Source organism: Psychromarinibacter sp. S121 (assembly GCF_049801035.1).
In the GTDB taxonomy this organism is placed as follows: Bacteria; Pseudomonadota; Alphaproteobacteria; order Rhodobacterales; family Rhodobacteraceae; genus Psychromarinibacter.
The window spans coordinates 988,774-1,012,766 of the sequence record NZ_JBNAGE010000001.1 but is presented as its reverse complement, the minus strand read 5'-3'; the positions used below and the strand labels follow the sequence as shown (position 1 = coordinate 1,012,766).

The 23,993-nt window shown below is 66.0% G+C and carries 22 protein-coding genes and 1 tRNA gene; 11 read left to right on the top strand and 12 right to left on the bottom strand.

The window, feature by feature from the left end; genetic code table 11:
* From ACP156_RS04920 to ACP156_RS04910, 3 genes are read left to right on the top strand one after another with little or no spacing between them, the layout of a single operon-like run.
* Positions 1–732: an HAD family hydrolase gene (locus ACP156_RS04920; RefSeq protein ID WP_425050189.1), complete on the top strand. Its 732-nt coding sequence runs from the start codon at positions 1–3 to the stop codon at positions 730–732.
* 20 nt (positions 733–752) lie between these two features.
* Positions 753–2,060 (top strand): glycosyltransferase, encoded by a 1,308-nt coding sequence (locus ACP156_RS04915; protein WP_425050188.1) that lies wholly within the window; start codon positions 753–755, stop codon positions 2,058–2,060.
* Positions 2,061–2,110: 50 nt separating this feature from the next.
* Positions 2,111–2,743, top strand: a complete 633-nt coding sequence (locus ACP156_RS04910) for an AAA family ATPase (RefSeq protein ID WP_425050187.1) — start codon at positions 2,111–2,113, stop codon at positions 2,741–2,743.
* Here the strand turns inward: ACP156_RS04910 and ACP156_RS04905 are convergent.
* The 3 genes from ACP156_RS04905 to ACP156_RS04895 form a co-directional block, all read right to left on the bottom strand.
* Positions 2,740–3,399, bottom strand: coding sequence for a dienelactone hydrolase family protein (locus tag ACP156_RS04905; protein ID WP_425050186.1), 660 nt, complete (start codon positions 3,397–3,399; stop codon positions 2,740–2,742). The two genes, ACP156_RS04910 and ACP156_RS04905, sit on opposite strands and share 4 nt — an antisense overlap.
* A 426-nt stretch (positions 3,400–3,825) precedes the next feature.
* Positions 3,826–5,307, bottom strand: a complete 1,482-nt coding sequence (nhaC, locus tag ACP156_RS04900; RefSeq protein ID WP_425050185.1) for a Na+/H+ antiporter NhaC — start codon at positions 5,305–5,307, stop codon at positions 3,826–3,828.
* A complete protein-coding gene (locus ACP156_RS04895; RefSeq protein WP_425050184.1) occupies positions 5,304–5,669 on the bottom strand; it encodes a DUF1622 domain-containing protein in 366 nt (121 codons plus the stop codon). The genes nhaC and ACP156_RS04895 overlap by 4 nt, the downstream gene beginning before the upstream one ends.
* A gap of 238 nt (positions 5,670–5,907) precedes the next feature.
* Between ACP156_RS04895 and ACP156_RS04890 the strand changes: the two genes are divergently transcribed.
* From ACP156_RS04890 to ACP156_RS04870, 5 genes are all read left to right on the top strand, one after another.
* The gene (locus ACP156_RS04890) at positions 5,908–7,350 is read left to right on the top strand and encodes a YfcC family protein (RefSeq protein WP_425050183.1); all 1,443 of its coding nucleotides are present in this window, start codon (positions 5,908–5,910) and stop codon (positions 7,348–7,350) included.
* 92 nt (positions 7,351–7,442) lie between these two features.
* A complete protein-coding gene (locus ACP156_RS04885) occupies positions 7,443–8,669 on the top strand; it encodes an arginine deiminase (RefSeq protein WP_425050182.1) in 1,227 nt (408 codons plus the stop codon).
* 30 nt (positions 8,670–8,699) lie between these two features.
* Positions 8,700–9,698: an ornithine carbamoyltransferase gene (locus tag ACP156_RS04880; protein WP_425050181.1), complete on the top strand. Its 999-nt coding sequence runs from the start codon at positions 8,700–8,702 to the stop codon at positions 9,696–9,698.
* A 3-nt stretch (positions 9,699–9,701) separates the two neighbouring features.
* A complete protein-coding gene (gene arcC, locus ACP156_RS04875) occupies positions 9,702–10,637 on the top strand; it encodes a carbamate kinase (RefSeq protein WP_425050180.1) in 936 nt (311 codons plus the stop codon).
* 58 nt (positions 10,638–10,695) lie between these two features.
* The gene (locus ACP156_RS04870) at positions 10,696–13,434 is read left to right on the top strand and encodes a cation-translocating P-type ATPase (protein ID WP_425050179.1); all 2,739 of its coding nucleotides are present in this window, start codon (positions 10,696–10,698) and stop codon (positions 13,432–13,434) included.
* A 67-nt stretch (positions 13,435–13,501) separates the two neighbouring features.
* Here ACP156_RS04870 and ACP156_RS04865 read toward each other — a convergent pair.
* The 9 genes from ACP156_RS04865 to ACP156_RS04825 all read right to left on the bottom strand — a co-directional run bounded on the left by ACP156_RS04865 (position 13,502) and on the right by ACP156_RS04825 (position 20,443).
* A tRNA-Leu gene (locus ACP156_RS04865) sits at positions 13,502–13,585 on the bottom strand.
* 45 nt (positions 13,586–13,630) lie between these two features.
* On the bottom strand, positions 13,631–14,215 hold the full coding sequence (locus tag ACP156_RS04860; protein WP_425050178.1) for an HNH endonuclease: 585 nt from the start codon (positions 14,213–14,215) through the stop codon (positions 13,631–13,633).
* Positions 14,216–14,466: 251 nt separating this feature from the next.
* Positions 14,467–15,153, bottom strand: coding sequence for a DUF2270 domain-containing protein (locus ACP156_RS04855; RefSeq protein WP_425050177.1), 687 nt, complete (start codon positions 15,151–15,153; stop codon positions 14,467–14,469).
* 194 nt (positions 15,154–15,347) lie between these two features.
* Entirely contained in the window at positions 15,348–16,037 is a 690-nt protein-coding gene (locus ACP156_RS04850; RefSeq protein ID WP_425050176.1) for a DUF6639 family protein, read from the bottom strand.
* 38 nt (positions 16,038–16,075) lie between these two features.
* On the bottom strand, positions 16,076–16,345 hold the full coding sequence (locus ACP156_RS04845) for a hypothetical protein (protein WP_425050175.1): 270 nt from the start codon (positions 16,343–16,345) through the stop codon (positions 16,076–16,078).
* Between the two features lie 322 nt (positions 16,346–16,667).
* The gene (locus tag ACP156_RS04840) at positions 16,668–18,305 is read right to left on the bottom strand and encodes a hypothetical protein (RefSeq protein ID WP_425050174.1); all 1,638 of its coding nucleotides are present in this window, start codon (positions 18,303–18,305) and stop codon (positions 16,668–16,670) included.
* 118 nt (positions 18,306–18,423) lie between these two features.
* Positions 18,424–19,083: an alpha/beta hydrolase gene (locus ACP156_RS04835; RefSeq protein ID WP_425050173.1), complete on the bottom strand. Its 660-nt coding sequence runs from the start codon at positions 19,081–19,083 to the stop codon at positions 18,424–18,426.
* Positions 19,083–19,712, bottom strand: a complete 630-nt coding sequence (locus ACP156_RS04830; RefSeq protein ID WP_425050172.1) for a DNA-3-methyladenine glycosylase family protein — start codon at positions 19,710–19,712, stop codon at positions 19,083–19,085. The genes ACP156_RS04835 and ACP156_RS04830 overlap by 1 nt, the downstream gene beginning before the upstream one ends.
* Positions 19,709–20,443, bottom strand: coding sequence for a cobalt-precorrin-6A reductase (locus ACP156_RS04825; RefSeq protein ID WP_425050171.1), 735 nt, complete (start codon positions 20,441–20,443; stop codon positions 19,709–19,711). Before ACP156_RS04825 ends, ACP156_RS04830 begins: the two co-directional genes overlap by 4 nt.
* Before the next feature lie 130 nt (positions 20,444–20,573).
* Between ACP156_RS04825 and cobA the strand changes: the two genes are divergently transcribed.
* Genes cobA through ACP156_RS04810 form a run of 3 tightly spaced genes read left to right on the top strand, consistent with a single transcriptional unit; the run spans position 20,574 to position 23,992 of the window.
* Entirely contained in the window at positions 20,574–21,425 is an 852-nt protein-coding gene (gene cobA, locus ACP156_RS04820) for a uroporphyrinogen-III C-methyltransferase (RefSeq protein ID WP_425050170.1), read from the top strand.
* A gap of 38 nt (positions 21,426–21,463) precedes the next feature.
* The gene (locus ACP156_RS04815; RefSeq protein WP_425050168.1) at positions 21,464–22,726 is read left to right on the top strand and encodes a cobyrinate a,c-diamide synthase; all 1,263 of its coding nucleotides are present in this window, start codon (positions 21,464–21,466) and stop codon (positions 22,724–22,726) included.
* Positions 22,727–22,765: 39 nt separating this feature from the next.
* Positions 22,766–23,992 (top strand): MFS transporter, encoded by a 1,227-nt coding sequence (locus tag ACP156_RS04810; protein ID WP_425050167.1) that lies wholly within the window; start codon positions 22,766–22,768, stop codon positions 23,990–23,992.
* The last annotated feature ends 1 nt before the right edge of the window (position 23,993 follow it).

The window sequence follows — 23,993 nt, the reverse complement described above, 5'->3', positions numbered from 1 at the left end:
ATGACCCCTGCCCGCCCCTGGCTTCTGGTCAGCGACATCGACGACACACTGACCGGCGACCCCGCCGCGATGGAGGCGCTTGGCAAGGCGATGGCGGCGGACCGCGACCGGCTGTGGTTCGCGGTGAATTCCAGCCGCCCGGCCGGAAGCGTGGCCGAAACGCTGGCCACGGTCTTTCCGCCTGCGCTGCAACCCGATGGCGTGATCACCGCGCTGGGGACCGAGATCGCATGGCAGGGCGCGCCGCTCGAGGGCTGGGAGCAGCGGTTCCACGGCTGGCCGCACGACAGGATTTTCGCGACGTTGGAACGTCTGGGCCACCGGCCCCACGCCGAGGTCTACCAGACCCCGCGCAAGGTCAGCTTCGCCGTCCCGCCCGACGCGCAGGGCGCCGCGCGGGATGCGCTGGCGGACTACGATTGCACCGTCATCGCCTCTGGCAGCGACGATTTCGACGTCATCCCCACCGCCGGCGGCAAGGACAAGGCCGCCCTTTTTCTCACGCGTTATCTTGGGCTTGACCCGGATGACCTGATTGTGGCCGGCGACAGCGGGAACGATCTGGCGATGTTCCGGGTTAGCCATATGGGGATCGCCGTGCGCAACGCGCGTTCCGAATTGCTGGACGCGCTTGTTCCCGGAACCTTTCACCACGCCCAAGCCCCCCACGCGGGCGGTGTGCTGGAAGGGCTTCGCCATTACGGCGCGCTTCCCGGCAAGACAGCGGACTGATGGACAGACAAGGAAAACAGATGCCACGCGACACCGTCGACTCGATGGGCTCTTTGATGATGATCTCCCTGCACGGCTACGTCGCCGGCTCGCCGGAACTCGGCAAGCCCGACACCGGCGGTCAGGTCGTCTTCGTCATGGAGCTTGCGAAACGCTTTGCCCGGCTGGGCTACAAGGTCGACGTGGTCACCCGCCAGTTCGAGGACCAGCCCCCCGAGGATCGCATCAACGACAACCTCCGCGTCTGGCGCATTCCTTTCGGCGGCCGTGACTTCATCCGCAAGGAGGACATGCACGACTGGTACGGCGACTTCGTGTCGAACCTGCTGGCCGCGATCCGCGCGCAGGATCTGCGCTACGACGTGGTGAATTCTCACTATTGGGACGCGGGCGTCTCTGGTCAGAAGATCGCCGAGGAATTGCAGATCCCCCACGTCCACACGCCCCACAGCCTTGGCTGGTGGAAGCAGAAGGACATGAAATCGCTGGGCAAGGACGACGGCGAAGGTAACTACCGCTTCAAAGAGCGCATCCAGAAAGAGTTCGTCCTCTACCGCGCCTGCGACCACGTTATCGCCACGACAGAGCAGCAGGCGCAACTGATCGAGGATCACTACGACCTGCCCGCCGAGCACATCACGATGATCCCGCCCGGCATCGACGAACAGCGCTTCACCGCCGTGACGCCCGACCAGTTGGCCGAACTGCGCCAGCGGCTTGGGATGTCGTCGGACGACGTCTATGTCGTGGGCCGCGCCGCCACCAACAAGGGGTATGACCTGATCCTGAAGGCGATGCCCTACCTCGCCGAGTTGCAGCCCAACGCGCGGCTGGTTCTGGCGGCCGGGGCGAATTCGGACAAGGACAAGGAACTGCTGGCCTCGTGGCAGAAGCTGGCGGGCGAGCTTGAGATCGGCGAAAGGATCGACTGGCGCGGGTATGTCGAGGATGACGACCTTGCCGACTATTACCGCGCGCCGGGCGTCTTCGCCCTGCCCTCGCGCTATGAACCCTTCGGGATGACGGCGGTCGAGGCTATGGCCTGCGGCACGCCCACGGTGCTGACCACGCGCGGCGGCCTGTTCGAGCAGGTGACCTTCGGCGAGCATGCGCTGGTCGCCGACCCCACCCGCCCGGTCGAATTCGCCGCGATGGTGAACATGCCGATGCAGCACGACTGGTTGCGCCACAAGCTGAACGTGGAAGGCGCGCGGTTCGCCCGCCGCACCTTTGGCTGGACCGGCATCGCGCGGCGGACGGTGGCCCTGTTCGAGCAGTACCGCGGAAAGTACCTGACGCCCGGCACCATGGCCGACGCCGACGCCTGACCGGTTTTCGGGCGATTGCCGCAACGGCCTCGCCCGGCTAGAACGCGCGGATGGACAGCAAGATCATCGACATCCAGGACCTGCCCGACGTGGTGCGGTCGAAAGGCGCGAATGGCCGCACGATCACCGCCATCGCCGGCCCGCCCGGCGCGGGCAAATCGACCGTGTCGGACCGCCTTGCCGAGCTTCTGAACGAGGCCGAGCCGGACAGCGCCGCCGTCTTCCCGATGGACGGCTTCCATTACGACGACATGATCCTGAACGCGCGCGGCTGGCGGCCCCGCAAGGGTGCGCCCCACACCTTCGACGTGCGCGGCTTCGGTCACATGCTGGACCGCCTGCGCGCCAACGACGAGCCCGAGGTCGCGGTGCCGGTCTTCGACCGCGCCATCGAGACTTCGCGCAACGCCGCCCGGATCATCCCGCAGTCGGTGCGGCACATCGTGGTTGAAGGCAACTACCTGCTGTTGCAGGACGATCCGTGGAACACGCTGGCCGACCGGTTCGACACGACGGTATTTCTGGATGTCCCCTACGACACCCTGAAGGCGCGGTTGGCCCAGCGCTGGAAGGCGCTGGCGCCCGACGATTTCGAGGTGAAGATGGAAGGCAACGACCTGCCGAACGTCCGCCTTGTACAGACGCATAGCGTGCCGGCGGATTACCGGATCGTAAACGCCTAGCCGGTGACCCGCGCAAGGAACGCGGCGCTGCGCTCGTGCGCGACGGCGGTCGCCTCGGGGTCGTGGACCTGCGGACGCTCGTCATTGGCGAAAGCATGGCCCGCCGCATAGACGAACATCTCCATCTCCGGCCACTCCGCCTGCGCCGCTTCAAGGATCTCGGGCGGGGTGTGGTCGTCGGTGTCGCCGAAGTGCCCCTGCACCGGCGCCTTGACCGGCGCGCCGAAATACTTGTGCAGCCGCGTGCCGTAGAAGACCACCGCGCCCGCGACGTCCAGTTCCTGCGCCGCGCGCACGGCCAGACCGCCGCCCCAGCAAAAGCCCATGACGCCGACCTTCAGCCCCTGCCCCGACAGCTCCGAGACCGCGGCGTCGATGTCCAGCATCGCCTTGTCCGGATCCGCGCCCTGCATCAGTTCTCGGGCGGTGGCGATGTCCGAAAAATCGACCACGGCGCCGGGGCGTTGCCTGTCGAACAGCGCCGGGATCGCGACCTCGTAGCTTTGCGCCGCGTAGTGCCGGGCGACGCCCTTCAGCTGTTCGGTGACGCCGAAGATCTCCTGAAGGATCACAAGCCCGCCGCGCGGGGTTCCATTTGCCGACTGAAACCAGCAATCGAGCGTATGGCCATCGCTCGCTGTAATCGTCCTCATCATCGCACCCGTCTCCTCACCTTCAGGCGTAAACAGCTTGATGCCTGTATTACACAACGCACGCAATGCAGATCAGTTCATCACAGCTCCGATAAGGGCAAGTAATGCCATGACAAGGATCAATGCGACCACTGCATCGTTCGCGCCCGATACGATACCGTCGATCCAACTGCGCCGGCGTGCTCCACAATGCGGACAAGTTCTTGCCCGGTGCGTGCACTTGTGCTCGCATTCCCGACAGGCTCCGTTCATCGCACGCTCCAGCTTTTGACCAACCTTTGACCAAGAGTACCCGAACATTGCGGAGACACTTGGCTTGGGCGGCGACAATTTGGCGATCCTCCCCTTCCGGCCAAGGCCGGAATGAGGCAGCGCCCCGGAATTACCTAATTCCGTTCGGTTCGCAGGGCGCCGGCACCCCGCCGAAACTCAGGGCTCGGGCGTCGCGGCAGGCCGGGCCGGCGGAGCGTCCTTGGCCGAGATCATCCGCCAGCCCATGAACCCGAACAGCACCGTGATCAGCGGGTTCGCGAGGTTGAAGAACGCGAACGGCAGGTAGTCGAAGGTCGCCACCCCAAGCGTCACCGCCATGTAGGCGCCGCAGCTGTTCCACGGGATCAGCGCGCTGGTCACGGTCGAGGAATCCCCCACCGCCCGCGACAGCACCACCGGCGCCAGCCCCATCCGCCGGAACGCGGACTGGAACAGCTTCCCGGGCAGGACGATGGCGATGTACTGGTCCGAGGCAAGGATGTTCGTCCCCAGCCCCGCCACCACCAGCGACAGGATCAGCCGTCCCGTGGTGCGCGCGGCCTGCAGGATCGGCGTCAGCAGCCGGTCCAGCACCCCGATCCGGTCCACCACCCCGCCAAAGGCCAGCGCGGTCAGGATCAGCCAGATCGTCACCAGCATGCTTTCCATTCCGCCACGGCTGAGCAACTGGTCCAGCGACGCGTCGCCGCTGTCCGAGACATAGCCGTTCGCCATCGCCGTCCACACGCCCTTGATCAGCGCCAGCACGTCCGGCAGGTCCGGGGCCTCTGCCGCCTCGATCACGATGGCCGGGTTCAGGATGACCGCCATCAGTCCCCCCGCCACCGCGCCGGTAAAGATCGTCAGGAACGGAGGCACCCGCAAAACCGCAAGCACCAGCACAAGGATCAGCGGCAGGAAGGCCGGCAGCCCGACGTTGAACCGCTCTGCCAGCCCGTCGGTCAGCCCCGAGGCGTCGAACTCGCCGGGCGAGCCCAGCACCCAGAACAGCACAAGGCTGATCAGCAGCGCCGGGACCGAGGTCCACAGCGTCTCGACGATGTGGCTGTACAGGTCCGACCCCGCCGCCGCCGTGGCAAGGTTAGTGGCGTCCGACAGGGGTGACGACTTGTCGCCGAAATACGCGCCCGAGATCACCGCGCCCGCGGTAATCGCCGGGTTCAGCCCCATCTCGATCGAGACGCCCATCAGACCGATGCCGATGGTGCCCGCCACCGTCCACGAACTGCCGATGCACAGCGCCACGACGGCGCAGATCAGCACCACGGTGAAATAGAAGTAATCCGGCGACAGGATTTGCAGGCCCCAGTAGACCATCGCCACCAGCGTGCCGCTCATCGCCCATGTGCCGATCAGCGCCCCGACCGCCAGCAGGATGAACAACGCCGGCAAGCCCGTGCCGACGCTTTCCAGCGCCGCGTCGCGCATCGCCTCCATCGGCTGGTGGAACCGCAGCCCGACCAGCACCGCAACCACCGTCGCCAACAACAGCGCGATCTGGTTCGCGCCGCCCGCCGCCTCGTCCCCGTACAGGCCATAGGCACCGGCCAGCAGCACCACCAGCACGACGATCGGCAGCAGGGCCCAGGCGACCGTGGGCTTTTGCGGGGCGGGCGACGTCTTGTCGGTTTTGGTCACGAGAACTTCCCCTCTGCGGCGGCCCCCTCGGTCAGGGCCTCTGTCTTGTCGATGCGCGCGATCTCGAGATCGAGCATGTAGGACATCACGGACCTGATCAGCACGATCAGCCCGAGGATGCCGATTTCCGTGAAGCTGCGGTGAACGATTGAATGCAGGATATCCGACACGATCAGCACCTCCAGCCCCGCAAGCATCCAGCGGCCCAGCGTCAGCCGGAAGCGGATCAGCACCGGCCCCGACAGCCGCTCGAACGGACGCCCGGATGCGGCGACATAGGTCCGCCACCCCATGACGCTTGCGATCACCAGCCCGGCCAGAAGGACCGCGACCGCCACGGCGTCGATGATGGAGGCGAGCACACTGATCACGTTCAACCCTCTGATTGCAAACACGTTACACACCGAACCGCGCAGATTCAGTCAAGTACAACCCTGCCACGCCCAAGGTCGAACCAAACTGCTTTAGATTGTCGCATTCTCGAATCATGATTAATCTATTAAAATTATTACGAGCGCACGGGATTATTGTTATGAAACCCAGCGTAGTGAGTGCCCCGCAAAAGATGCGTCTCAGATGTATATTTGATGGGGGACAGATATGTCGAAATTTCGATTTCCGACGGCCTTTACCATTCTATTCGCACTGATCGCCGTCGTCGCAATACTGACGTGGATCATTCCGGCCGGCGAATACCAACGCGAGATGAACGAGGCGCTTGGCTCTGCCGCGCCGGTTCCGGGTACCTACGAACTGGTCGAACCCAATCCGCAGGGCATCGTCGACGTCATTCTCGCCCCGATCGCAGGCATGTATGACCCCAGCCTTCTTGGCTCGGCCTCAAGCGCGGCGATCGACGTCGCGATCTTCGTGCTCGTGATCGGCGGCTTCCTGATGGTGGTGACACACACCGGCGCCATCGACGCGGGCATCGGCGCGTTGCTGAACCGGTTGCAGGGCCGCGAGATCCTGATGATCCCGATCCTGATGATCGCCTTCGCTTTTGGCGGCACCAGCTATGGCATGGCGGAAGAGACGCTGGCCTTCTACGCGCTGATCATCCCGGTGTTCATACGCGCGGGCTATGACTCGCTGACCGGCGTCGCGGTGATCATGCTGGGCGCGGGCATCGGCACCCTCGGGTCCACCTTCAACGCCTTCGCCACCGTTGTCGCTTCGCAAGGGGCGGGTATTCCGTTTACGCAAGGCATCGTCCTGCGCTTCGTGATCCTTGCCACGGGACTGGCGCTTGGGATCTTCTACGTCATGCGCTACGCCAAGCGCGTCAAAGCCGAGCCGTCGCGGTCTATCGTGGCCGACATGGCCGAGGAAAACCGCAATTATTTCCTGAAATCCGGCGAAGGAGAGGGCGAGGTCCTGCCTGCCCTGACCGGCGTCCGGTCGCTGATCCTAGTACTGTTCGGCCTGACCTTCGCGGTGATGATCTTCGGCGTCGTGGCGCTGGACTGGTGGATGGGCGAGATGTCCGGCCTGTTCCTCGCGATGGCAATCGTCGTCTACGTGGTTGCAAAGTTCGATGCCGATACCAAGATGGATGAGAAGACATTCGTCGACACTTTCGTCGATGGCGCGCGGGACCTTCTGGGGGTCGCGCTGATCATCGGGGTGGCGCGCGGCGTGGTCGTAATCATGGATGCGGGCCGGATTACCGACACCATCCTGTTCTCTGCCGAAGGCTTCGTGTCGGGACTCAGCGAGTTCCTGTTTATCAACGCGATGTTCTTCATCCAGATTCTGATGTCGTTCCTGGTGCCCTCGTCTTCGGGGCTGGCGACGCTGTCGATGCCGATCATGGCGCCGATGGCCGATTTCGCCGGCGTCGGTCGTGATCTCGTGGTGACGGCCTACCAGTCCGCGAACGGCCTCGTGAACCTGTTCAACCCCACCTTCGCGGTGGTGATGGGCGGGCTGGCCATCGGACGGGTGTCCTATGACCGCTGGCTGCGGTTCGTGCTGCCGCTCGTGATCGGGCTGGCCGTGCTCATCATGATCCTTCTCAGCGTCGGCGCGCTGCTGACCTGAGCCCCACACCTTCGCAGGGCCGGCGCAGGCCCGGCCCGGCATTAGCGCCGGGCCCGCGCGCAGCCCCGTTTCTTAAGACAGGACCCAGTACAATGAAATTTGGTGTTTATTCCGAGGTTGGAAAACTCAACAAGGTCATGGTGTCGCGCCCGTCGCTGGCGCATGAACGCCTGACCCCGCGCAATTGCGAAGAGCTGCTGTTCGACGATGTCTTGTGGGTCGAGCAAGCCCGCAAGGACCACGCCTATTTCGTCCACGAGATGCAAACCCGCGGTGTCGAGGTGTTCGACATCCAGGACCTGCTGGCCGAAGCCTTTGAAAAGACCGACGATGCGCGGCCCTTCCTGCTGGACCGGCTGATCACTCCGAACCTCTGCGGCCCCGGCCTTGCCCGCGACATGCGGCCCTGGCTGGACGAGATGGCCCCGAAGGATCTTGCGTGGCAACTGATGGGCGGCATCATCGTCGATGACCTGCCCGAGAAAGGCATGCGCGAGACCGCGGCGACCGTGATGGGTCACACCGACTTCATCATCCCCGCCGTGCCCAACGCCCAGTTCCAGCGCGACCCGTCCTGCTGGATCTTCGGCGGCGTCACCGTGAACCCGATGTTCTGGCCCGCCCGCCAGCCCGAGACGATGTTCCAGCGCACGATCTACAAGTTCCACCCGATGTTCCGCGACGCGGATTTCCAGATCTGGTGGGGCGACAGCGACGAGAACTTCCAGCATTCCTCGATGGAAGGCGGCGACGTCATGCCCGTGGGCAATGGCACCGTCATGATCGGCATGGGCGAACGCACCACGCGGCAGGCCGTCACGCAGGTTGCGCAGGCGCTGTTCGACAAGGGCGGCGCGGAACGCGTCGTCGCCTGCGTCATGCCCAAGTCGCGCGCCGCGATGCACCTCGACACGGTCTTCTCGTGCCTCGAGGTCGACAAGGTCACCGCCTATCTCGAAGTCGCCGAACAGGTGCGCTGCTTCTCGGCCCGTCCGGGCGATGGCGGCAAGCTTTCGATCACGCCCGACAAGGGGTCTCTGTTCGACACCTACAAAGAGGTCATGGGCATCTCGTCGCTCGACGTGATCTCGACCGGGGGCAACGAATTCCAGGCCGAACGCGAACAATGGGACGACGGCAACAACGTGGTCGCCCTGTCTCCGGGGGTCGTTGTCGGCTACTCGCGCAACACCTTCACCAACAAGAAACTTCGCGACGCCGGTATCGACGTCGTCGAAATCAACGGCCAGGAACTCGGCCGCGGCAGAGGTGGCGGTCACTGCATGACCTGCCCCCTGTCCCGCGATCCCGCTTTCTGACCCAACCCCTTATTTACGGGAGTAATTACCATGGCTTTCAATCTCCGGGGTCGTAGCTACCTCAAGATTTCCGACTTCACCCAGCGTGAGATGCTTTACCTTCTGGACCTCGCCCGCGACCTGAAGCGCGCGAAATACTCGCGGTCCGAACAGAAGGCACTGGACGGCAAGAACATCTGCCTGATCTTCGAAAAGACCTCGACCCGCACCCGCTGCGCCTTCGAGGTGGCGGCCCACGATCAGGGCGCGCACATCACCTATCTCGATCCGTCGGGCAGCCAGATCGGCCACAAGGAGTCGATGAAGGACACCGCCCGCGTTCTGGGCCGCATGTTCGACGCCATCGAATTCCGTGGCGCCGGTCAGGACATGGTGCAGGAACTGTCCGACTTCGCGGGCGTACCGGTCTACAACGGGCTGACCGATGACTGGCACCCGACGCAGATGCTGGCCGACATGCTGACCATGGTCGAGAATGCCGACAAGCCGCGCAGCCAGATTTCCTATGCCTTCCTCGGCGACGCCCGTAACAACATGGGCAACTCGCTGCTGATGCTGGGCGCCATCATGGGCATGGACGTGCGGATGATCGCGCCGAAAGCGAACCAGAACCACGACGACGTCATCGAAATGGCCAAGGCCCGCGCCGCCGAGACTGGCGCCCGGATCACCATCACCGACGACATCAACGCGGTTGAGGGCGTGGACTTCGTGCACACCGACGTCTGGGTCTCGATGGGCGAGGCGAAAGAGGTCTGGGCCGAACGCATCAAGCTGCTGACGCCCTATCAGGTGAACATGGACCTGATGAAGAAGACCGGCAATCCGAACGCCAAGTTCATGCACTGCCTGCCCGCTTTCCACAACACCGACACCAAGGTCGGCGCGGACATCGCCGAGAAGTTCGGCATCACCGAGATGGAAGTGACCGAAGAGGTCTTCGAAAGCCCGATGAACATCGCGTTCGAACAGGCCGAGAACCGGATGCACACCATCAAGGCGATCCTCGTCGCGACGCTGGGGGCCTGACCCATGCGCGTCGTTGTGGCCCTTGGCGGCAACGCGCTCCTTCGCCGTGGGCAGGCGCTCACGGCGGAGAACCAGCGCGAGAATGTCCGCACCGCGGCCGAGGCGCTTGCGCCTCTCGCTGCGGACAATGAACTGGTCGTGACCCACGGGAACGGCCCGCAGGTCGGCCTTCTTGCCTTGCAGGAGGCCGCCTATACCGAAGTCGACGAATACCCGCTGGATGTGCTGGTGGGCGAGACCATGGGCATGATCGGCTACATGATCGAGCAGGAGATGGGCAACCTTCTGCCCTTCGAGAAACCGCTCGCGACGGTGCTGACCATGGTCGAGGTCGACCCCGACGACCCGGCCTTTCAGGACCCGACCAAGTTCATCGGTCCGGTCTATTCCGAGGCCGAGGCGAAGGCCAACGCCGCCGAGAAAGGCTGGTCGATCAAGCCCGATGGCGACAAGTGGCGGCGCGTGGTCCCCTCGCCCCAGCCCAAGCGCATCTTCGAGGTGCGCCCGATCCGCTGGATGCTGGACAACGGCGCGGTGGTGATCGCCGCCGGCGGCGGCGGCATCCCGACGATGTACGACAAGGACGGCAAACTGACCGGCGTGGAATGCGTCATCGACAAGGATTTCTGCTCGTCGCTGCTGGCGACCGAGATCGAGGCCGACGTCTTCGTCGTGGCCACCGATGCCGAGGCGGTGTTCCTGGACTGGGGCACGCCGCAGCAGACCGCGATCCGGCGCGCGACGCCGGACATGATGGACGATTTCGACTTCCCAGCGGGCTCGATGGGTCCCAAGGTAAAGGCAGCTCAGGACTTCGCCCGCGCCAGCGGCAAGCCCGCGGTGATCTGCGCCCTGAAGGACGTGTCCGCCGCCCTGCGCGGCGAGACGGGCACCACGGTCGATCCGGCGGCCACGGAACTGGTCAAGGTTCCCGGCTGACGACCGGTCCGGCCCCGCATCAAGGGGCCGGTCCGCGCAAGAATGGAAGGATAAGACGATGAACCAGCAGGCGCCCGTGCTTGCGGCGAAGGACCGCGCCCCCGACACCCCCTGGACAGCCGAAACGCAAGCTGTGGCCGCGGCCCTGCAAAGCGACCTTTCGTCGGGCCTCAGCGCGCAGGCGGCGCAGACGCGGCTGGCCGAAGTCGGCCCGAACCGGCTGGCCGAGGGCAAGTCCACGCCCGCGATCGTCCTGTTCCTGATGCAGTTCAAGAACCCGCTGCTGATCATTCTGATGATCGGCGCGGGCATCTCGGCCTACACCGGCCACATGGTCGACGCGATCGCCATCGCGGTCATCGTTCTGCTGAACGCCGTCATCAGCTTCTACCAGGAATACAGCGCCGCCCGTTCGCTGGCCGCGCTCAAGGAAATGGCCGCGCCGCAAGCCTTCGTGAAACGCGACGGCACGTGGTCCGAAATCCCCGCCTCGGATATCGTTCCGGGCGACATCCTGCGCTTCAAGGCCGGGGACATCCTTGCCGCCGATGTCCGCTTTCCCGAAGCCGCGCGCCTTGCGGTCGACGAGGCCGCGCTGACCGGCGAATCCGAGCCTGTCGACAAGCACACCCTCGCCATCGACGATCCGGACCTGACCCTCGCCGACCGGCTGAACATGGGCTTCATGTCCACCAAGGTGACCAACGGCACCGCCGAAGGCATCGTGACCTCCACCGGCATGGCGACCGAGGTCGGCCACATCGCGCATATGATGGCCACCACCGAGGAACCGAAGACGCCGCTTCAGGAACGCATCGAGAAGCTGTCCAAGATCCTGATCGCCGCCGCGCTCTTCGTGGTCGCCGTGGTGATCGGCATCGGCATCTTTCACGGCATGGACCCGACCGAGATGCTGAACACCGCGATCTCGCTGTCCGTCGCGGCGATCCCCGAGGGTCTGCCGACCATCGTGACCATCGTGCTGACGCTCGGCTCGCAGCGGATGGCCGCGAACAACGCGCTCGCACGCAAGCTGTCGGCGGTCGAGACGCTGGGCACCACCTCGGTCATCTGCTCGGACAAGACCGGCACGCTGACCCAGAACCAGATGCAGGTGATGCGCTGCTGGGCCGGCGGCAAGACGTGGACCGTTTCGGGCGAAGGCTTCGACCCGCATGGAGAATTCCTTGACGCCGATGGCAACGCCGCCGTCATGGCAGAGGAAGAAGACCTGCTGCACATGCTCGAGGTGTCGGTCTACTGCAACGACGCGGTCCTGACCGAGGTCGACGGCCGCCCCGCGGTGCAGGGCAACCCGACCGAGGGCGCGCTGGTCGTCGCCGGCGCCAAGGTGGGCGTCAGCCGTCAGGGCCTGAAGGACCAGAACGTCGAGACGCTGCAGGCCTTCCCCTTCGATTCCACCCGCAAGATGATGAGCGTCCACGTGCGGATGCCCGATGGCGTGAAGCTTCTGGCCGCCAAGGGCGCGCCCGACGTCATCATGCGCCGCGCCAAGGAGATCTACATCGACGGCGAGGCCCGCCCGCTGGACGACGCGATGCGCGCAAGGGTCAACGCGGTGATCGAGGACTTCGGCAGCCGCGCCCTGCGCACCCTCGCCGTCGCCTTCCGCCGCGCCGAGGACGGCACCTTCGACCCCGAGAACCCGGAGCAGGACATCTGCCTGCTGGGCATCCACGGCATCATGGACCCGCCCCGCCCCGAGGTCGCCGCCGCCGTGGCCGACGCCACCGCCGCCGGCATCCGCACGGTGATGATCACCGGCGACCACGCGGTCACCGCGCAGGCCATCGCCGAAAGCATCGGCATCAAGACCACGGACGAACAGACCGTCCACACCGGGACCGAGATCGACCGGATGACCGACGCCGAACTGAAGGCCATCGCGCCGCATGCCGCGGTCTTTGCCCGCGTCACGCCAGAGCACAAGCTACGCATCGTGAACGCGATCCAGGCCAACGGCGACGTCGCCTCGATGACCGGCGACGGGGTGAACGACGCCCCTGCCCTGCGCACCGCCGACATCGGCGTGGCGATGGGCATCACCGGCACGTCCGTCGCCAAGGACAGCGCCGCGCTGGTGCTGCTGGACGACAACTTCACCACCATCGTCAGGGCCGTCCGCGAGGGCCGCCGGATCTACGACAACCTGCTGAAATTCATCCGGCAGGCGCTGACCGCGAACGTGGCCGAGGTCTCGACCATCCTGTTCGCCTTCATCCTCATGGGCTCTGACCCGCTGGTGCCGCTGGCGCCGCTGATGATCCTGTGGGTCAACCTCGTCTCGGACGGGATCCCGGCGCTGGCGCTTGGCTTCGAGGAGGCGGAAGAGAACGTGATGAACCGCCCGCCCCGTGGCCGCAACGAGGACCTGTTCTCGGGCGGCATGAAGGAACGCATCCTTATCCGCGGCCTCGCGGTGGGCGGGGTCAGCTTCTATGCCTTCTACTGGGCGCTGGGGCGCGACCTTGGCCTGCCTGTCGCGCAGACGATGGCCTTCGTGACGCTGATGTTCGCCCAGATGTGGCACATCTTCGACGCCCGGACGACGACGACGCTGTTCCGCAAATCGCCGCTCGGCAATCCAAAGCTGCTGATGGCGGTGGGTCTTGCGATCGCCCTGTCGGCGCTCGCGGTCTATTCGCCGGCGGGCCACTTCGTTCTGGGCACCGAAAGCCTGTCCGGCCGCATCCTGCTGGGCTGCCTGTTCCTCGCCGCCCTGCCGACCTTCGTGCTGTCGGGACTGAAGGAAATCTTCGGCTTCAAGTTCCTTTGAAGAAACCACAAGGCCGCGGCGGACACGTCGCGGCCTGTTGGGCAGAGAACCGGTGATCGAAGAGAAGTGGTGCGGGTGAAGGGACTCGAACCCCCACGCCAAAGGCGCCAGAACCTAAATCTGGTGCGTCTACCAGTTCCGCCACACCCGCACGGGCGCGCTTCTAGCAAAGCCGGACGGACAAGGTAAGAGGGAATCAGGCCTCCAGTTCGGCGTCCCAGTACAGGAAGTCGATCCAGGTGTCGTGCAGGTGGTTGGGCGGGAACCGCCGGCCCATGTTCCGCAGCTCTTCGGCCCCCGGCTGGCGCGGTGTTTTGCGCAGGCTCATGCCAAGCTGGCGCAGGCTTTTCGAGCCCTTCTTGAGGTTGCAGGGCGAGCAGGCCGCGACCACGTTCTCCCAGCTTGTCACGCCGCCGCGTGCGCGCGGCACCACGTGATCGAAGGTCAGATCGCCCTTCGCGCCGCAGTACTGGCAGCTGAATTCGTCCCTCAAGAAAAGATTAAAGCGCGTGAAGGCCACGCGCTTTTGAGGTTTTACGTAATCTTTCAGCACAACGACCGACGGTATTCGGATCTCGGTCGAGGGGCTGCGGACCACCTGGTCGTACTCGGCGACGATGTCGACCCGGTCGAGGAAGGCCGCCTTCACCGCCTCCTGCCACGGCCACAGCGAGAGGGGGTAGTAGGAAAGCGGACGGTAGTCCGCGTTCAGCACCAACGCGGGATGATGCCTGAGGGAGTTCGGCTCCCTTACGAAACTCGTCCTGAAATCCGCCGTCATTCTGCGACTCCGTCTCCGCCCGGTCTGCCCATTTTTCGTGGCACCAGAGCGGGGAAAACCGCCCCAGCTACACGTTGACTATATATGGCGTTACCGACCTGGCAAGTCCCGCTAGATGCAGTACCGCTGCGGACTGGTTAAATCGGCAAAACGACAGGCATATGACATTTCGAACCTTCGTGCCGCCTAAGAAGCGGGCAGCTTCGGAACGGTTCGAATCGCCGGAAAAAGGAAGCCCCGCAGCGGCGCTTTCAGCCCATGCTGCTGCCCCGCCCGCCGCCCCTGCTAAGGGCGCGTTTACGGTCGTACAGAAGGCTCCACACCGCGACGGCGGTGCTGAGGCCGACATAGACCAGCCCCAGCCCGATCATCATCTCGCCGGGGATCGGTCCCACCACCGCCCGCTCGACGATCTGGCCCACGGACTGCGCGGGCGTCGGGTGGACCACCAGCTTGCCCGCATAGGCCAGCCCCTGAATCAGCAGCAGCCACAGGTAGGAACTGCGCACCCGCCGCCCGACCGCCACCATCAGCCCGATGTGATACTTCGGACGCCAGTAGTCCTGCGCCAACGTCTTCTGCCAGTCTTCTTCCAGATGCAGATCGCCGTCGTTCAGCATCGGCGCGTAGAAATGCGTCTCCATCCAGCGGCACCGGGCGCGCCAGACGTTGAAGAACCGGTAACGGCGGGCTTCGAGGAACAGGAAGAACAGCAGCAGCACGCCGACAAGGACCAGCGGTAGCGCCGAGGCGTTTGGCGACGCGAAGGTAAGCGACAGGGCGATGCCCAGAGTGACGACCGCCCAGTTCGTCGTCGTGTCCAGCCGCGTGCGCCAGAGCGTCGAGCGGTAGACCTCTGCACGATAAAGATGTGCAATCGCCCCGATCTCGGCTGCGTCCAGACCTTCGCGCTTGTTCACCTCGTTCGCCGTGCCCACCTCTCGCCCCTCCCGAGCCTTCCAAGGATGCCACACCGCAGGGCGCCCGGTCAAAAGGAACGGTGTTCAGGGCGGGCGCGCGTGACCGATGCTGCGATGCCATCAAGGCCCGCCACTTCGCCCGGGGCATGTGCCGACCAGCTTGCGCGGCGGCAGGCGGCGCCCGGCGCGTCGCGAGGTTCCAACGCATCCGCCTATTCTTCGACCCGAAACGATGCAGAGCCATCAAGGATGCCCGCAATCGTCTCGCAGCCGTGATTTTCGAAATACAGATAAGCCGCAGCGGCGAACCGGCGCGGGGCGATCCCGTAAATGAAGATGTTGATCTCTCCGGCAGTGATCGGCGGCTCTAGGTCGACGGCATCCAGAAGCACATAGCGGTCGGCGGGCGCCAGCGCCTTCAGCTCCAGGGCGTTGGCGATATACTCGTGGTCGACGGGCGCGATCCTTCGATCCCCCGACATCTGGCTGACAAACGCGTGGGCCATCTCGTGCGTGAGCAGCGAGCGAAAGACCACGTCGTCCGGCAACGCGGCATAGGCATCCTCTGGTTCAAGGTACTTACGCAGCAGGGTCCGCCCGATGATCTGGATACGGTCCCGTTCGCAATCAAAAGCCGCAAGGCATTGGCCGATATTGTGAATGGGGCTGTCGACGACCTCGATCGTGATCGGTGCGGTCTGGGCAAGGCCGCATGTTTCAAGCGCCCTGCGGGCATCCGCAGCCGCCGCGCAGACCACGTCTTGCTCGGACACATCCGCTGCGTCGACCCGGAAGCCCGGATCGTCGCAAAGCACCGGATCGGCCGCGCCGGATACCGCGGCCGATCCAATGGCGATGGCGAACGTCACCGCTGCAAGCCAGCGCTGCTGCGTCTCACACATCGTTGCCTTCTTCCAAAGGAGCGGTCGAACGGCCGTGCCTATTGCTGGATCGAACGCAGGTAATAGGCGAGCGACAGTATGCGCCCCATCGCCACCATGTCCGCCGTCTCGCCACGCTGGCTCATCGCCGAGGTCTGAAAGCGCTCGCCCCAGATCGGCATCGTGCTGCCATGCGCCCTTGCGCCACCGGTTCCATCAATGGTGGTCAGGACGGCCTCGAAGGGGAAGACGCCGTCATTCGCCTGCGACAGTTCCAACAGGTTCGGGGTGGATACGTTCAAAAGGCCGGCAATGGGTCCGTCACCCATCGCGCTTTCTCCGTGACACCCGGCACAGGCGACGAGGTACTCTTGTTTACCAAGCTCCACTTCGCGGTCTTGCGCCATGACGGGCAACGGAGCGAGCAAGGCACAAAGGCCCGCCGTGCAGATCAACAGTCTGTTCATCACCAATCCCTCCTCCCAGGATTACGTAAGGGAAGCTTGGGCTGGAAGACGGCATCGGTCGTTGAGATAGATCAAAAACGGGCAGACCGCCGGTCCGCGCACGCGACCGGCGAAACAGAGATTGCCGCACGGGAAAGGCGTCGACGCCAAGCGCAATCAGCGCCCGGCCCCGGCCCTCAGGCGATCAGAACAGCCGTTCCCAGAACCGCCCCACGTCCAGCGCGACGTTCATGCCGACGGAATAGCGGATCTCGTCCTGCGCAATCATCGTGCCGACACCGTAGTTGCCGATGGTGTTGGTCGCCTGCGCCTCGAAGCTGACGGGCGTGTCCGGCAGGTGATAGCGCGCGCCCAGCGACCACGTCGCCGCGTCTCCGCCGGTCATCGGCGTCACCTCGGCGATCACCTCCAGCCCGCGCCACAGCTCGTAGTTGGCGCCAAGGCCAAGACCCATCAGCCGCTCGTCGCTGTAGCCCGCCGCCTTCGGTTCGGCGGTCAAAGCCAGGCCGTTGGCGAACTTGTAGGACATCGGAAGGCTTGCGTAGAACACGCCGAACCGGCTTTTGAACTCGCGCCCCGCCTGCACGTTCGCGGACAAGGAGAACGGGCTGCCGTTGTTCTGATCCATGAACCGCAGCTTGCCGACCGCCATGTAGCGCTCCTCGCGATCGCGACCGACGGTGCGGTCCGGCCCGCGGCTGCCGTCGTCCGACAGGCGCTCGACGTAATAGCCGATCTCCATGTCGTAGGTCGGCGCGAACACGCCGCCGAAGCTGGCGTTGTCGTCGGTGCCATAGCTGCCGGTGAACAGGAACATGCCCGGGTCCAGCGTATCCGCCGAGGCCAGCGTCAGCCCCCGGAACTGCAAATGCCGCTCGCGGTCGGTCAGCGGCCGGACGCCCCGATAGTTCGCCCGGTAGTTCGGCGCGTGGCCGGGGGTATAGTTCATCTGGAAGCCCAGCACCGGCTCTTCGCCATCCGGGATGAAGGCTTGTATCTCGGTCAGCGGCGTGGTCCCGAAGCCGTTGGTCAGGTAGACGTCCAGCGCCACCTGCGGCGACACGAGATAGCGCCCGCCCACCGTCCAAACCGGCACGTTCTTGACCGAGCCGTCGGTCATCACCGTGTTGCCGTTGTCGCCGAACGGGACGTTCACGTTGCCGTAGAACGCCAGCCGCCGCGACGCCTGAAAGGTCGCGCCCGCGCCGACGCTGGGCACGACGCCGTAAAAGTCCTTGCCCTTCAACTGGTCCGGGAAAACGCTGACGCCGGGCGAGACGTGGAAGGTCAGGCGCGGCGACATCTCGTAGCTGACGGGAACGTAGAACGACGCGGCCCACTGGTCGTGGCCGTCGGTGTTGGTGTCGTAGTAATCCGACGAGAAGTAGAAATACCCCCCCGCCGCCCGCGCCGAGACGGTGAAGCCGTTTACCTCGGCGATCTTGTACTTGCCGTGGAAGCTGACCGCCTGAAACGCCAGCTTGCCGTCGATACCGCCGATGATCGCCGGGTCCGAATGGCGGGTGTATTCGACACCGAACTGCAACCGGTCGGTCAGCGCGACATCCGCGCCGTAGAAATACAGCTGCTTGCCGGTGCCGCCGGCGTTGCCCCGGTCGGCGAACAGCTGGCCGATGTGCCCGTGCCACGTGCCCTTGGGCATGGTGGCCGCCACGGCGATGCCGGGCATGTCGAAGATGCCGGTCTCAAGCGGGGCGAATTCGGGCTCGAAAGGCTGCGCCTGCGCTATGCCTGTCAGGCCGGTGGACAGCGCCAGAAGGGCGGCGCCGCGGCGAAGGACGCTGGAAAGGGTTCGACGCATGACTGCTCCACACGCGAGTATTGTTTTGCGCGCAGTATGCCGTAGCGGCGGCACCGGACAAAGTCCGGTTCTTCAAAGCGAAATTCGTCGTGCGGATATTGTCACAGGCCCGCCGGACCTATCCCGGCAGCCGCTCGCGCATGAAGGCCAGCGCCACCGACAGCCCGTCAGGCGCGATCCCGTGGCCGGTGCCTTCCATCACATGAGCGTAGACCTCGAAGCCCGCGGCCTGCAGGGCGTTGCCCGCCTCGGGCAACGACTGCGGCGGCACCACCTCGTCCTGATCGCCGTGGATCAGCAGGATCGGCATCTTCGACTTCACCTCGGCCTCAAGCGTCTCGGGGTGCAAAAGCCGCCCCGAGAAGCCCACGACCCCGGCAATCGCCTCGTCGCGGCGCGGCGCCACGTGCAGGCTCATCATCGTGCCTTGCGAGAAGCCCAGCAGCAGAAGCTGCGCGGGCGTGATGCCTTCTTCCTCGATCACCCGGTCGAGAAAGCCGTTCAGATCCTCGACCGACTGCGCCATCGACGCGGCGGCCGCCGCCTCGGACGAGCCGTCCAGCCATGGGATCGGGAACCACTGGAAACCGAACGGGTTGTTGACGCACTTCTCGGGCGCGTTCGGCGCGACGAAGACGGTATCCGGCATGTGCGGCGCCAGCGGATCGGCCAACCCCAGCAGGTCGTTGCCGTCGGCGCCGTAGCCATGCAGGAACACGACCACCGATTTCGTCTGCCCCGAGGCCGCCGCGCGGCGTCCGCTTTCCAGTTCGCGCATTACCGGATCCCTTCCCTGTCCTTGGCCACATGGTAGTAGGCCCACAGCAGCCGCGCCGCAACCGCACGCCACGGCGCCCACGGCTCTGCCATGACGCGAAGCTGTTTCTCGGTCGGACGTGCCTCTGTTTCGAACAGCATGCGCGCGGATTCCTGCAACGCCAGATCGGCGGGCGCGAAGACATCGGCCCGCCCCAGCGAGAACATCGCGTAGATCTCGGCGGTCCAGCGCCCGATGCCGGGCACCTCGACCAGCGTCGCGACGACATCCTCGTCCGGCACCCCGCGAAGGTCGCCGAAGTTGATCCGCGCCTCGGCCAGCGCGCGGGCATAGCGGATCTTCTGCCGCGACAGCCCGCAGGCGCGCAGGTCGTCGTCGGTGGCCCACAGGATCTTGCGCGGGCCGGTCAGCTTTGCCGCCTTCAGCCGGGTCCAGATCGCATTCGCCGCCGCCACGCTGACCTGCTGGCTGACGATGGCCGCCAGCAACGGCTCGAACCCGTCCTTCTTGCGGCGCAGCGGCAGCGGCCCGGTCTGCTGCAAAGCCCGTGCGAACCGGGGCTCGATCCGGGCAAGGTACTCTGCCCCCTCCGCCACGCAATCCGGCGTCTCGATGATCCGACCGATCATGACAGCCCCCTGATCCAGTCCAGCGCCTCTGCCTCGGTCTCGAAGCGGATGGCGTCGGGTTGCGCGGGCCGGTTGATCAGCGCCACCGGCAGCCCCATCACGCGCGCCGCGTCCAGCTTCGACCGGCTTGCGTCGCCGCCCGAGTTCTTCACCACCAGCCAGTCAACGCCCAACTCGGCGAACAGCGCCTTCTCCTCTGCCACGCTGAACGGCGGCCTGCCTTGCAGGAACCGCCCGCCGGGAAACGGAAACGGCGCGCCCGGCGTCTCGATCCGGCGGCAGATCACCTCGCGCCCCTGAAGGTTGGCGAAGCGGTCAAGCTCCTTGGTCCCGGTGCCCAGGAACACCGTGGCCCCCTCGGGCACCAGCCCGGCCACCTCTTCCTCGCGGTCGACGAAGGTCCAGCGGTCCCCCGGCCCCGGCTCCCAGCCCGGCCGCAACACCTGCGCATAGGGCAGCCCCATCTCGGCGCAGACCCCGGCGGTGCGGCGGGTCATGTCGATGGCAAAGGGATGCGTCGCGTCCAGCACCGCGCCGATGCCTTCCCCCGTCAGGTAGTCGACGAAACGCTCCCGCCCGCCGAACCCGCCCGACCGCACCGGCACCGGCATCCGCGCGGGCACACGGGTGCCGCCGGCAAGCGAGGCGACGGCCTCGACCCCCGCGATCCCCGGCAACGCCTCGGCGATGCGCCGCGCCTCGCCCGTTCCGGCCAGCAGCAACAGTTTCATTCCGCCAGATCCATCTTTCCGTTTGCTCCTCCGCGCGCCCGTCGCGCGCGCCGCCGGGACTATAGGCCCGCCCCGCCGCGCCGCCAATCCACGCTTTCCCGGACCGCGCACGCGAGGCATAACGAGGGTCATGACCGATTCACCCGCCCTTCCCGCCCACGACTGGCCCGAGCTCAAGCCCGGATGGGTGTGGCTGTGCGGCGCGGGTCCGGGCGATCCGGGGCTGGTCACGCTGCATACGCTGAACGCGCTGAAGCAGGCCGATGTCATCGTCTACGATGCACTGGTCGAGACCGGCATCCTGAGCTGGGCCCCGCAGGCCGAACACGTCTACGCCGGCAAGCGCGGCGGAAAACCCTCGGCGAAACAACGCGATATCTCGCTGCATCTCGTCGAACTCGCGCGTGCGGGCAAGCGGGTGCTGCGGCTGAAGGGCGGCGACCCGTTCGTGTTCGGGCGCGGCGGCGAAGAGGCGCAGACGCTGATCCAGCACGGCGTGCCGGTGCGGATCATCCCCGGCATCAGCGCCGGGATCGGCGGGCTGGCTTATGCCGGCATCCCCGTCACCCACCGCGACGTGAACCAGTCGGTCACCTTCGTCACCGGCCACGACCAGTCGGGAGAGACGCCCAGCAGCCTTGACTGGCAGGCGATCTCGAAAGGCTCGCAGGTGCTGGTGATCTATATGGGCATGAAGCACATCGCCCGCATCACCGGCGCTTTGCTGGACGCGGGCCGCCCGGCGTCCGAGCCCTGCGCCGTCGTCACCTCGGCCACCACCGCCGCGCAAACCGTTCTGGAATCCACGCTGGGCACCATGGAAGCCGACATCGCCGCCTCCGGCATGGAGCCGCCCGCGATCATCTGCGTCGGCCGCTCCGTGCTGATGCGGCAGGTGCTGGACTGGCAGGCGCTGGAAGCGGGCGAGACGCCGCGCAACCTTGATCCGCTGGGTCGTGGCAAGCCCGCCGAATCCGCCTGAGCTTCGATGCACAGCGCATTGCTTCCGAAAGACAATCCGTGCCCGGCCTGATCCTGTCCGCGCCTGCGTCTGGCAGCGGCAAGACCACCCTGACGCTGGGCCTTCTGCGCGCGCTCAGCCGCCGCGGAACCCCGGTGCGCGGCGCCAAGTCCGGACCCGATTACATCGACCCCGCCTTCCACGAAGCCGCCTGCGGCACGCCGTCGATGACGCTGGACGCATGGGCGATGGCCCCGGACCGGGTGCGCGCGCTGGCGCAGGGCGACGGGCTGCTGATCGTCGAGGGCGCGATGGGCCTGTTCGACGGCGCACCGCCCGAGGGCAAGGGCGCGACCGCCGACCTCGCCCGGATGCTGGGCCTTCCGGTGGTGCTGGTGATCGACGCGGGCCGCATGTCGCATTCCGTGGGCCCGCTTGCGGCTGGCTTCGCCCATGCCGACCCGAAGGTGCGCGTGGCGGGCGTCATCCTGAACCGCGTCGGCAGCCCGCGCCACCTGTCGATGTTGGCGCACGGGCTTGAAAAGGCGGGCATTCCCCTGCTGGGCGCACTGATGCGCGACGCCGAACTCGCGCTGCCCGAACGCCACCTCGGTCTGGTGCAGGCCCGCGAACACCCCGCGCTGGACGCCTTCCTCGACCACGCCGCCGACGCGGTGGCAAAGGGCATCGACCTCGACCGCCTGACCGCGCTGGCCCGGCCTCTGCCCAACGAGCCGGTCCCGGCCCGCACGCAAGCGCCCCGCCGCATCGCCATCGCGCGGGATCAGGCGTTCTCGTTCCTCTACCCGCATCTTTTGCGGGGCTGGACTGCCGCCGGCGCCGAGCTTGCCTTCTTCTCACCCCTCGCGGACGAGCCCGTCCCACCCGCCGACCGCGTCTATCTTCCCGGCGGCTACCCCGAGCTTCACGCAGACCGCATCGCCAACGCCTCGAATTTTCTGAAAAGCCTGAAGTATGCCGCGCAGCATACTGACATATATGGAGAATGCGGCGGCTACATGGTCATGGGCGACCACCTGACCGACGCCACCGGAACCACGCACCGGATGGCCGGGCTGCTGCGGCTTCACACCAGCTTCGCCCAGCGCAAACGCCACCTCGGCTACCGCCAGCTGACCGCCCGCACCGGCCCGTTCAAGGGCGCGCACCGGGGGCACGAGTTTCACTATGCCACCACCGTCTCGGCGGAGGGCACCCCACTGTTCGACGCATGGGACGCCGAGGGCAACGCGCTGCCCCCGATGGGCCTGATCGAGGGCCGCGCCTGCGGCTCCTTCGCGCACCTGATCGACGCAGCCTAGCCCTTCCCATTCCCAGACGCGGGGTCTACTGGATTGGACATGACCGATCTCGCCCAATCCCCCGACAGTCCTCAGGACCGCCGCGCCAAGCGCAACGTCGTGATCCTTGTCGCGGCCCAAGCCGTCCTTGGCTCGCAGATGCCGATGATCTTCGTGCTAGGCGGGCTGGCGGGGCAATCACTGGCGTCGAACCCCTGCTTCGCAACGCTGCCGATCTCGCTAATCGTGCTGTTCTCGATGCTGTCGGCCACGCCTATGTCGGCGGTCATGCAGCGCTTCGGCCGCCGCGCCGGGTTCTGGCTGGGCACCACCTGCGGCGCCATCGGCGGCGGCATCGGCGCGCTGGGGCTGCTGAACCAGAACTTCACGCTGTTCCTCGTGGGCTCCGCCTTTACCGGCGTCTACATGTCGGCGCAGGGCTTCTACCGCTTCGCCGCCACCGACACCGCGTCCGATGCGTTCCGGCCCAAGGCGATCTCTTTCGTGATGGCGGGCGGCCTGCTTAGCGCCGTGATCGGTCCGCAGATCGTCAAGGCGACCAGCACCGCGCTGGTGGTGCCGTTCCTCGGCACCTACCTGGCCGTCATCGCGGTGAACGTGATCGGCTCGGTCCTGTTCCTGTTCCTCGACATCCCGCGCCCGCCCGCGCCCGCCGCCGACGCCCCGAAGGGCCGCACCCGGTGGGAACTGCTGACGACACCGCGCATCGCCGTGGCGATCATCTGCGCGATGGTGTCCTACGCGCTGATGAACCTTGTGATGACCTCGACCCCGCTGGCCGTGGTCGGCTGCGGCTTCGAGCAGAACGACGCCGCCGACGTCGTCACCGGTCACGTGCTGGCGATGTTCGCGCCCAGCTTCTTCACCGGCCACCTGATCGCCCGCTTCGGGGTCGAGAAGATCGTCGCCGCCGGGCTTCTGATCCTCGCCGCCGCCGGGGGCGTGGGTCTGGCCGGGGTCGACCTCGGCAACTTCTTCGTTGCGCTGGTGCTGCTGGGCATCGGCTGGAACTTCGGCTTCATCGGCGCGACCACCATGCTGGCCGGCGCCCATACCGCCGAGGAGCGCGGCCGGGTGCAGGGCATGAACGACATGATCGTGTTCGGCTGCGTCACCGTCGCGTCGCTGGCCTCTGGCGGGCTGATGAACTGCTCGGGCGGCACGCCGCAGGACGGCTGGACGGCGGTGAACCTTGCCATGGCGCCGTTCCTGGTGCTCGCGGGCGGTGCACTGATCTGGCTGGCAATGCGCCCGAAAGACGCCTGAG

Bases quoted from the DNA above. Each gene is read 5' to 3' on its own strand.
- ACP156_RS04885 (WP_425050182.1), top strand. From the start codon at position 7,443: ATGAAATTTGGTGTTTATTCCGAGGTTGGAAAACTCAACAAGGTCATG.
- ACP156_RS04915 (WP_425050188.1), top strand. From the start codon at position 753: ATGCCACGCGACACCGTCGACTCGATGGGCTCTTTGATGATGATCTCC.
- ACP156_RS04810 (WP_425050167.1), top strand. From the start codon at position 22,766: ATGACCGATCTCGCCCAATCCCCCGACAGTCCTCAGGACCGCCGCGCC.
- ACP156_RS04860 (WP_425050178.1), bottom strand. From the start codon at position 14,215: ATGACGGCGGATTTCAGGACGAGTTTCGTAAGGGAGCCGAACTCCCTC.
- ACP156_RS04825 (WP_425050171.1), bottom strand. From the start codon at position 20,443: ATGAAACTGTTGCTGCTGGCCGGAACGGGCGAGGCGCGGCGCATCGCC.
- ACP156_RS04920 (WP_425050189.1), top strand. From the start codon at position 1: ATGACCCCTGCCCGCCCCTGGCTTCTGGTCAGCGACATCGACGACACA.
- ACP156_RS04910 (WP_425050187.1), top strand. From the start codon at position 2,111: ATGGACAGCAAGATCATCGACATCCAGGACCTGCCCGACGTGGTGCGG.
- cobA (WP_425050170.1), top strand. From the start codon at position 20,574: ATGACCGATTCACCCGCCCTTCCCGCCCACGACTGGCCCGAGCTCAAG.
- arcC (WP_425050180.1), top strand. From the start codon at position 9,702: ATGCGCGTCGTTGTGGCCCTTGGCGGCAACGCGCTCCTTCGCCGTGGG.
- ACP156_RS04850 (WP_425050176.1), bottom strand. From the start codon at position 16,037: ATGTGTGAGACGCAGCAGCGCTGGCTTGCAGCGGTGACGTTCGCCATC.
- ACP156_RS04905 (WP_425050186.1), bottom strand. From the start codon at position 3,399: ATGATGAGGACGATTACAGCGAGCGATGGCCATACGCTCGATTGCTGG.
- ACP156_RS04840 (WP_425050174.1), bottom strand. From the start codon at position 18,305: ATGCGTCGAACCCTTTCCAGCGTCCTTCGCCGCGGCGCCGCCCTTCTG.
- ACP156_RS04890 (WP_425050183.1), top strand. From the start codon at position 5,908: ATGTCGAAATTTCGATTTCCGACGGCCTTTACCATTCTATTCGCACTG.
- ACP156_RS04845 (WP_425050175.1), bottom strand. From the start codon at position 16,345: ATGGGTGACGGACCCATTGCCGGCCTTTTGAACGTATCCACCCCGAAC.
- ACP156_RS04880 (WP_425050181.1), top strand. From the start codon at position 8,700: ATGGCTTTCAATCTCCGGGGTCGTAGCTACCTCAAGATTTCCGACTTC.
- ACP156_RS04835 (WP_425050173.1), bottom strand. From the start codon at position 19,083: ATGCGCGAACTGGAAAGCGGACGCCGCGCGGCGGCCTCGGGGCAGACG.
- ACP156_RS04830 (WP_425050172.1), bottom strand. From the start codon at position 19,712: ATGATCGGTCGGATCATCGAGACGCCGGATTGCGTGGCGGAGGGGGCA.
- ACP156_RS04870 (WP_425050179.1), top strand. From the start codon at position 10,696: ATGAACCAGCAGGCGCCCGTGCTTGCGGCGAAGGACCGCGCCCCCGAC.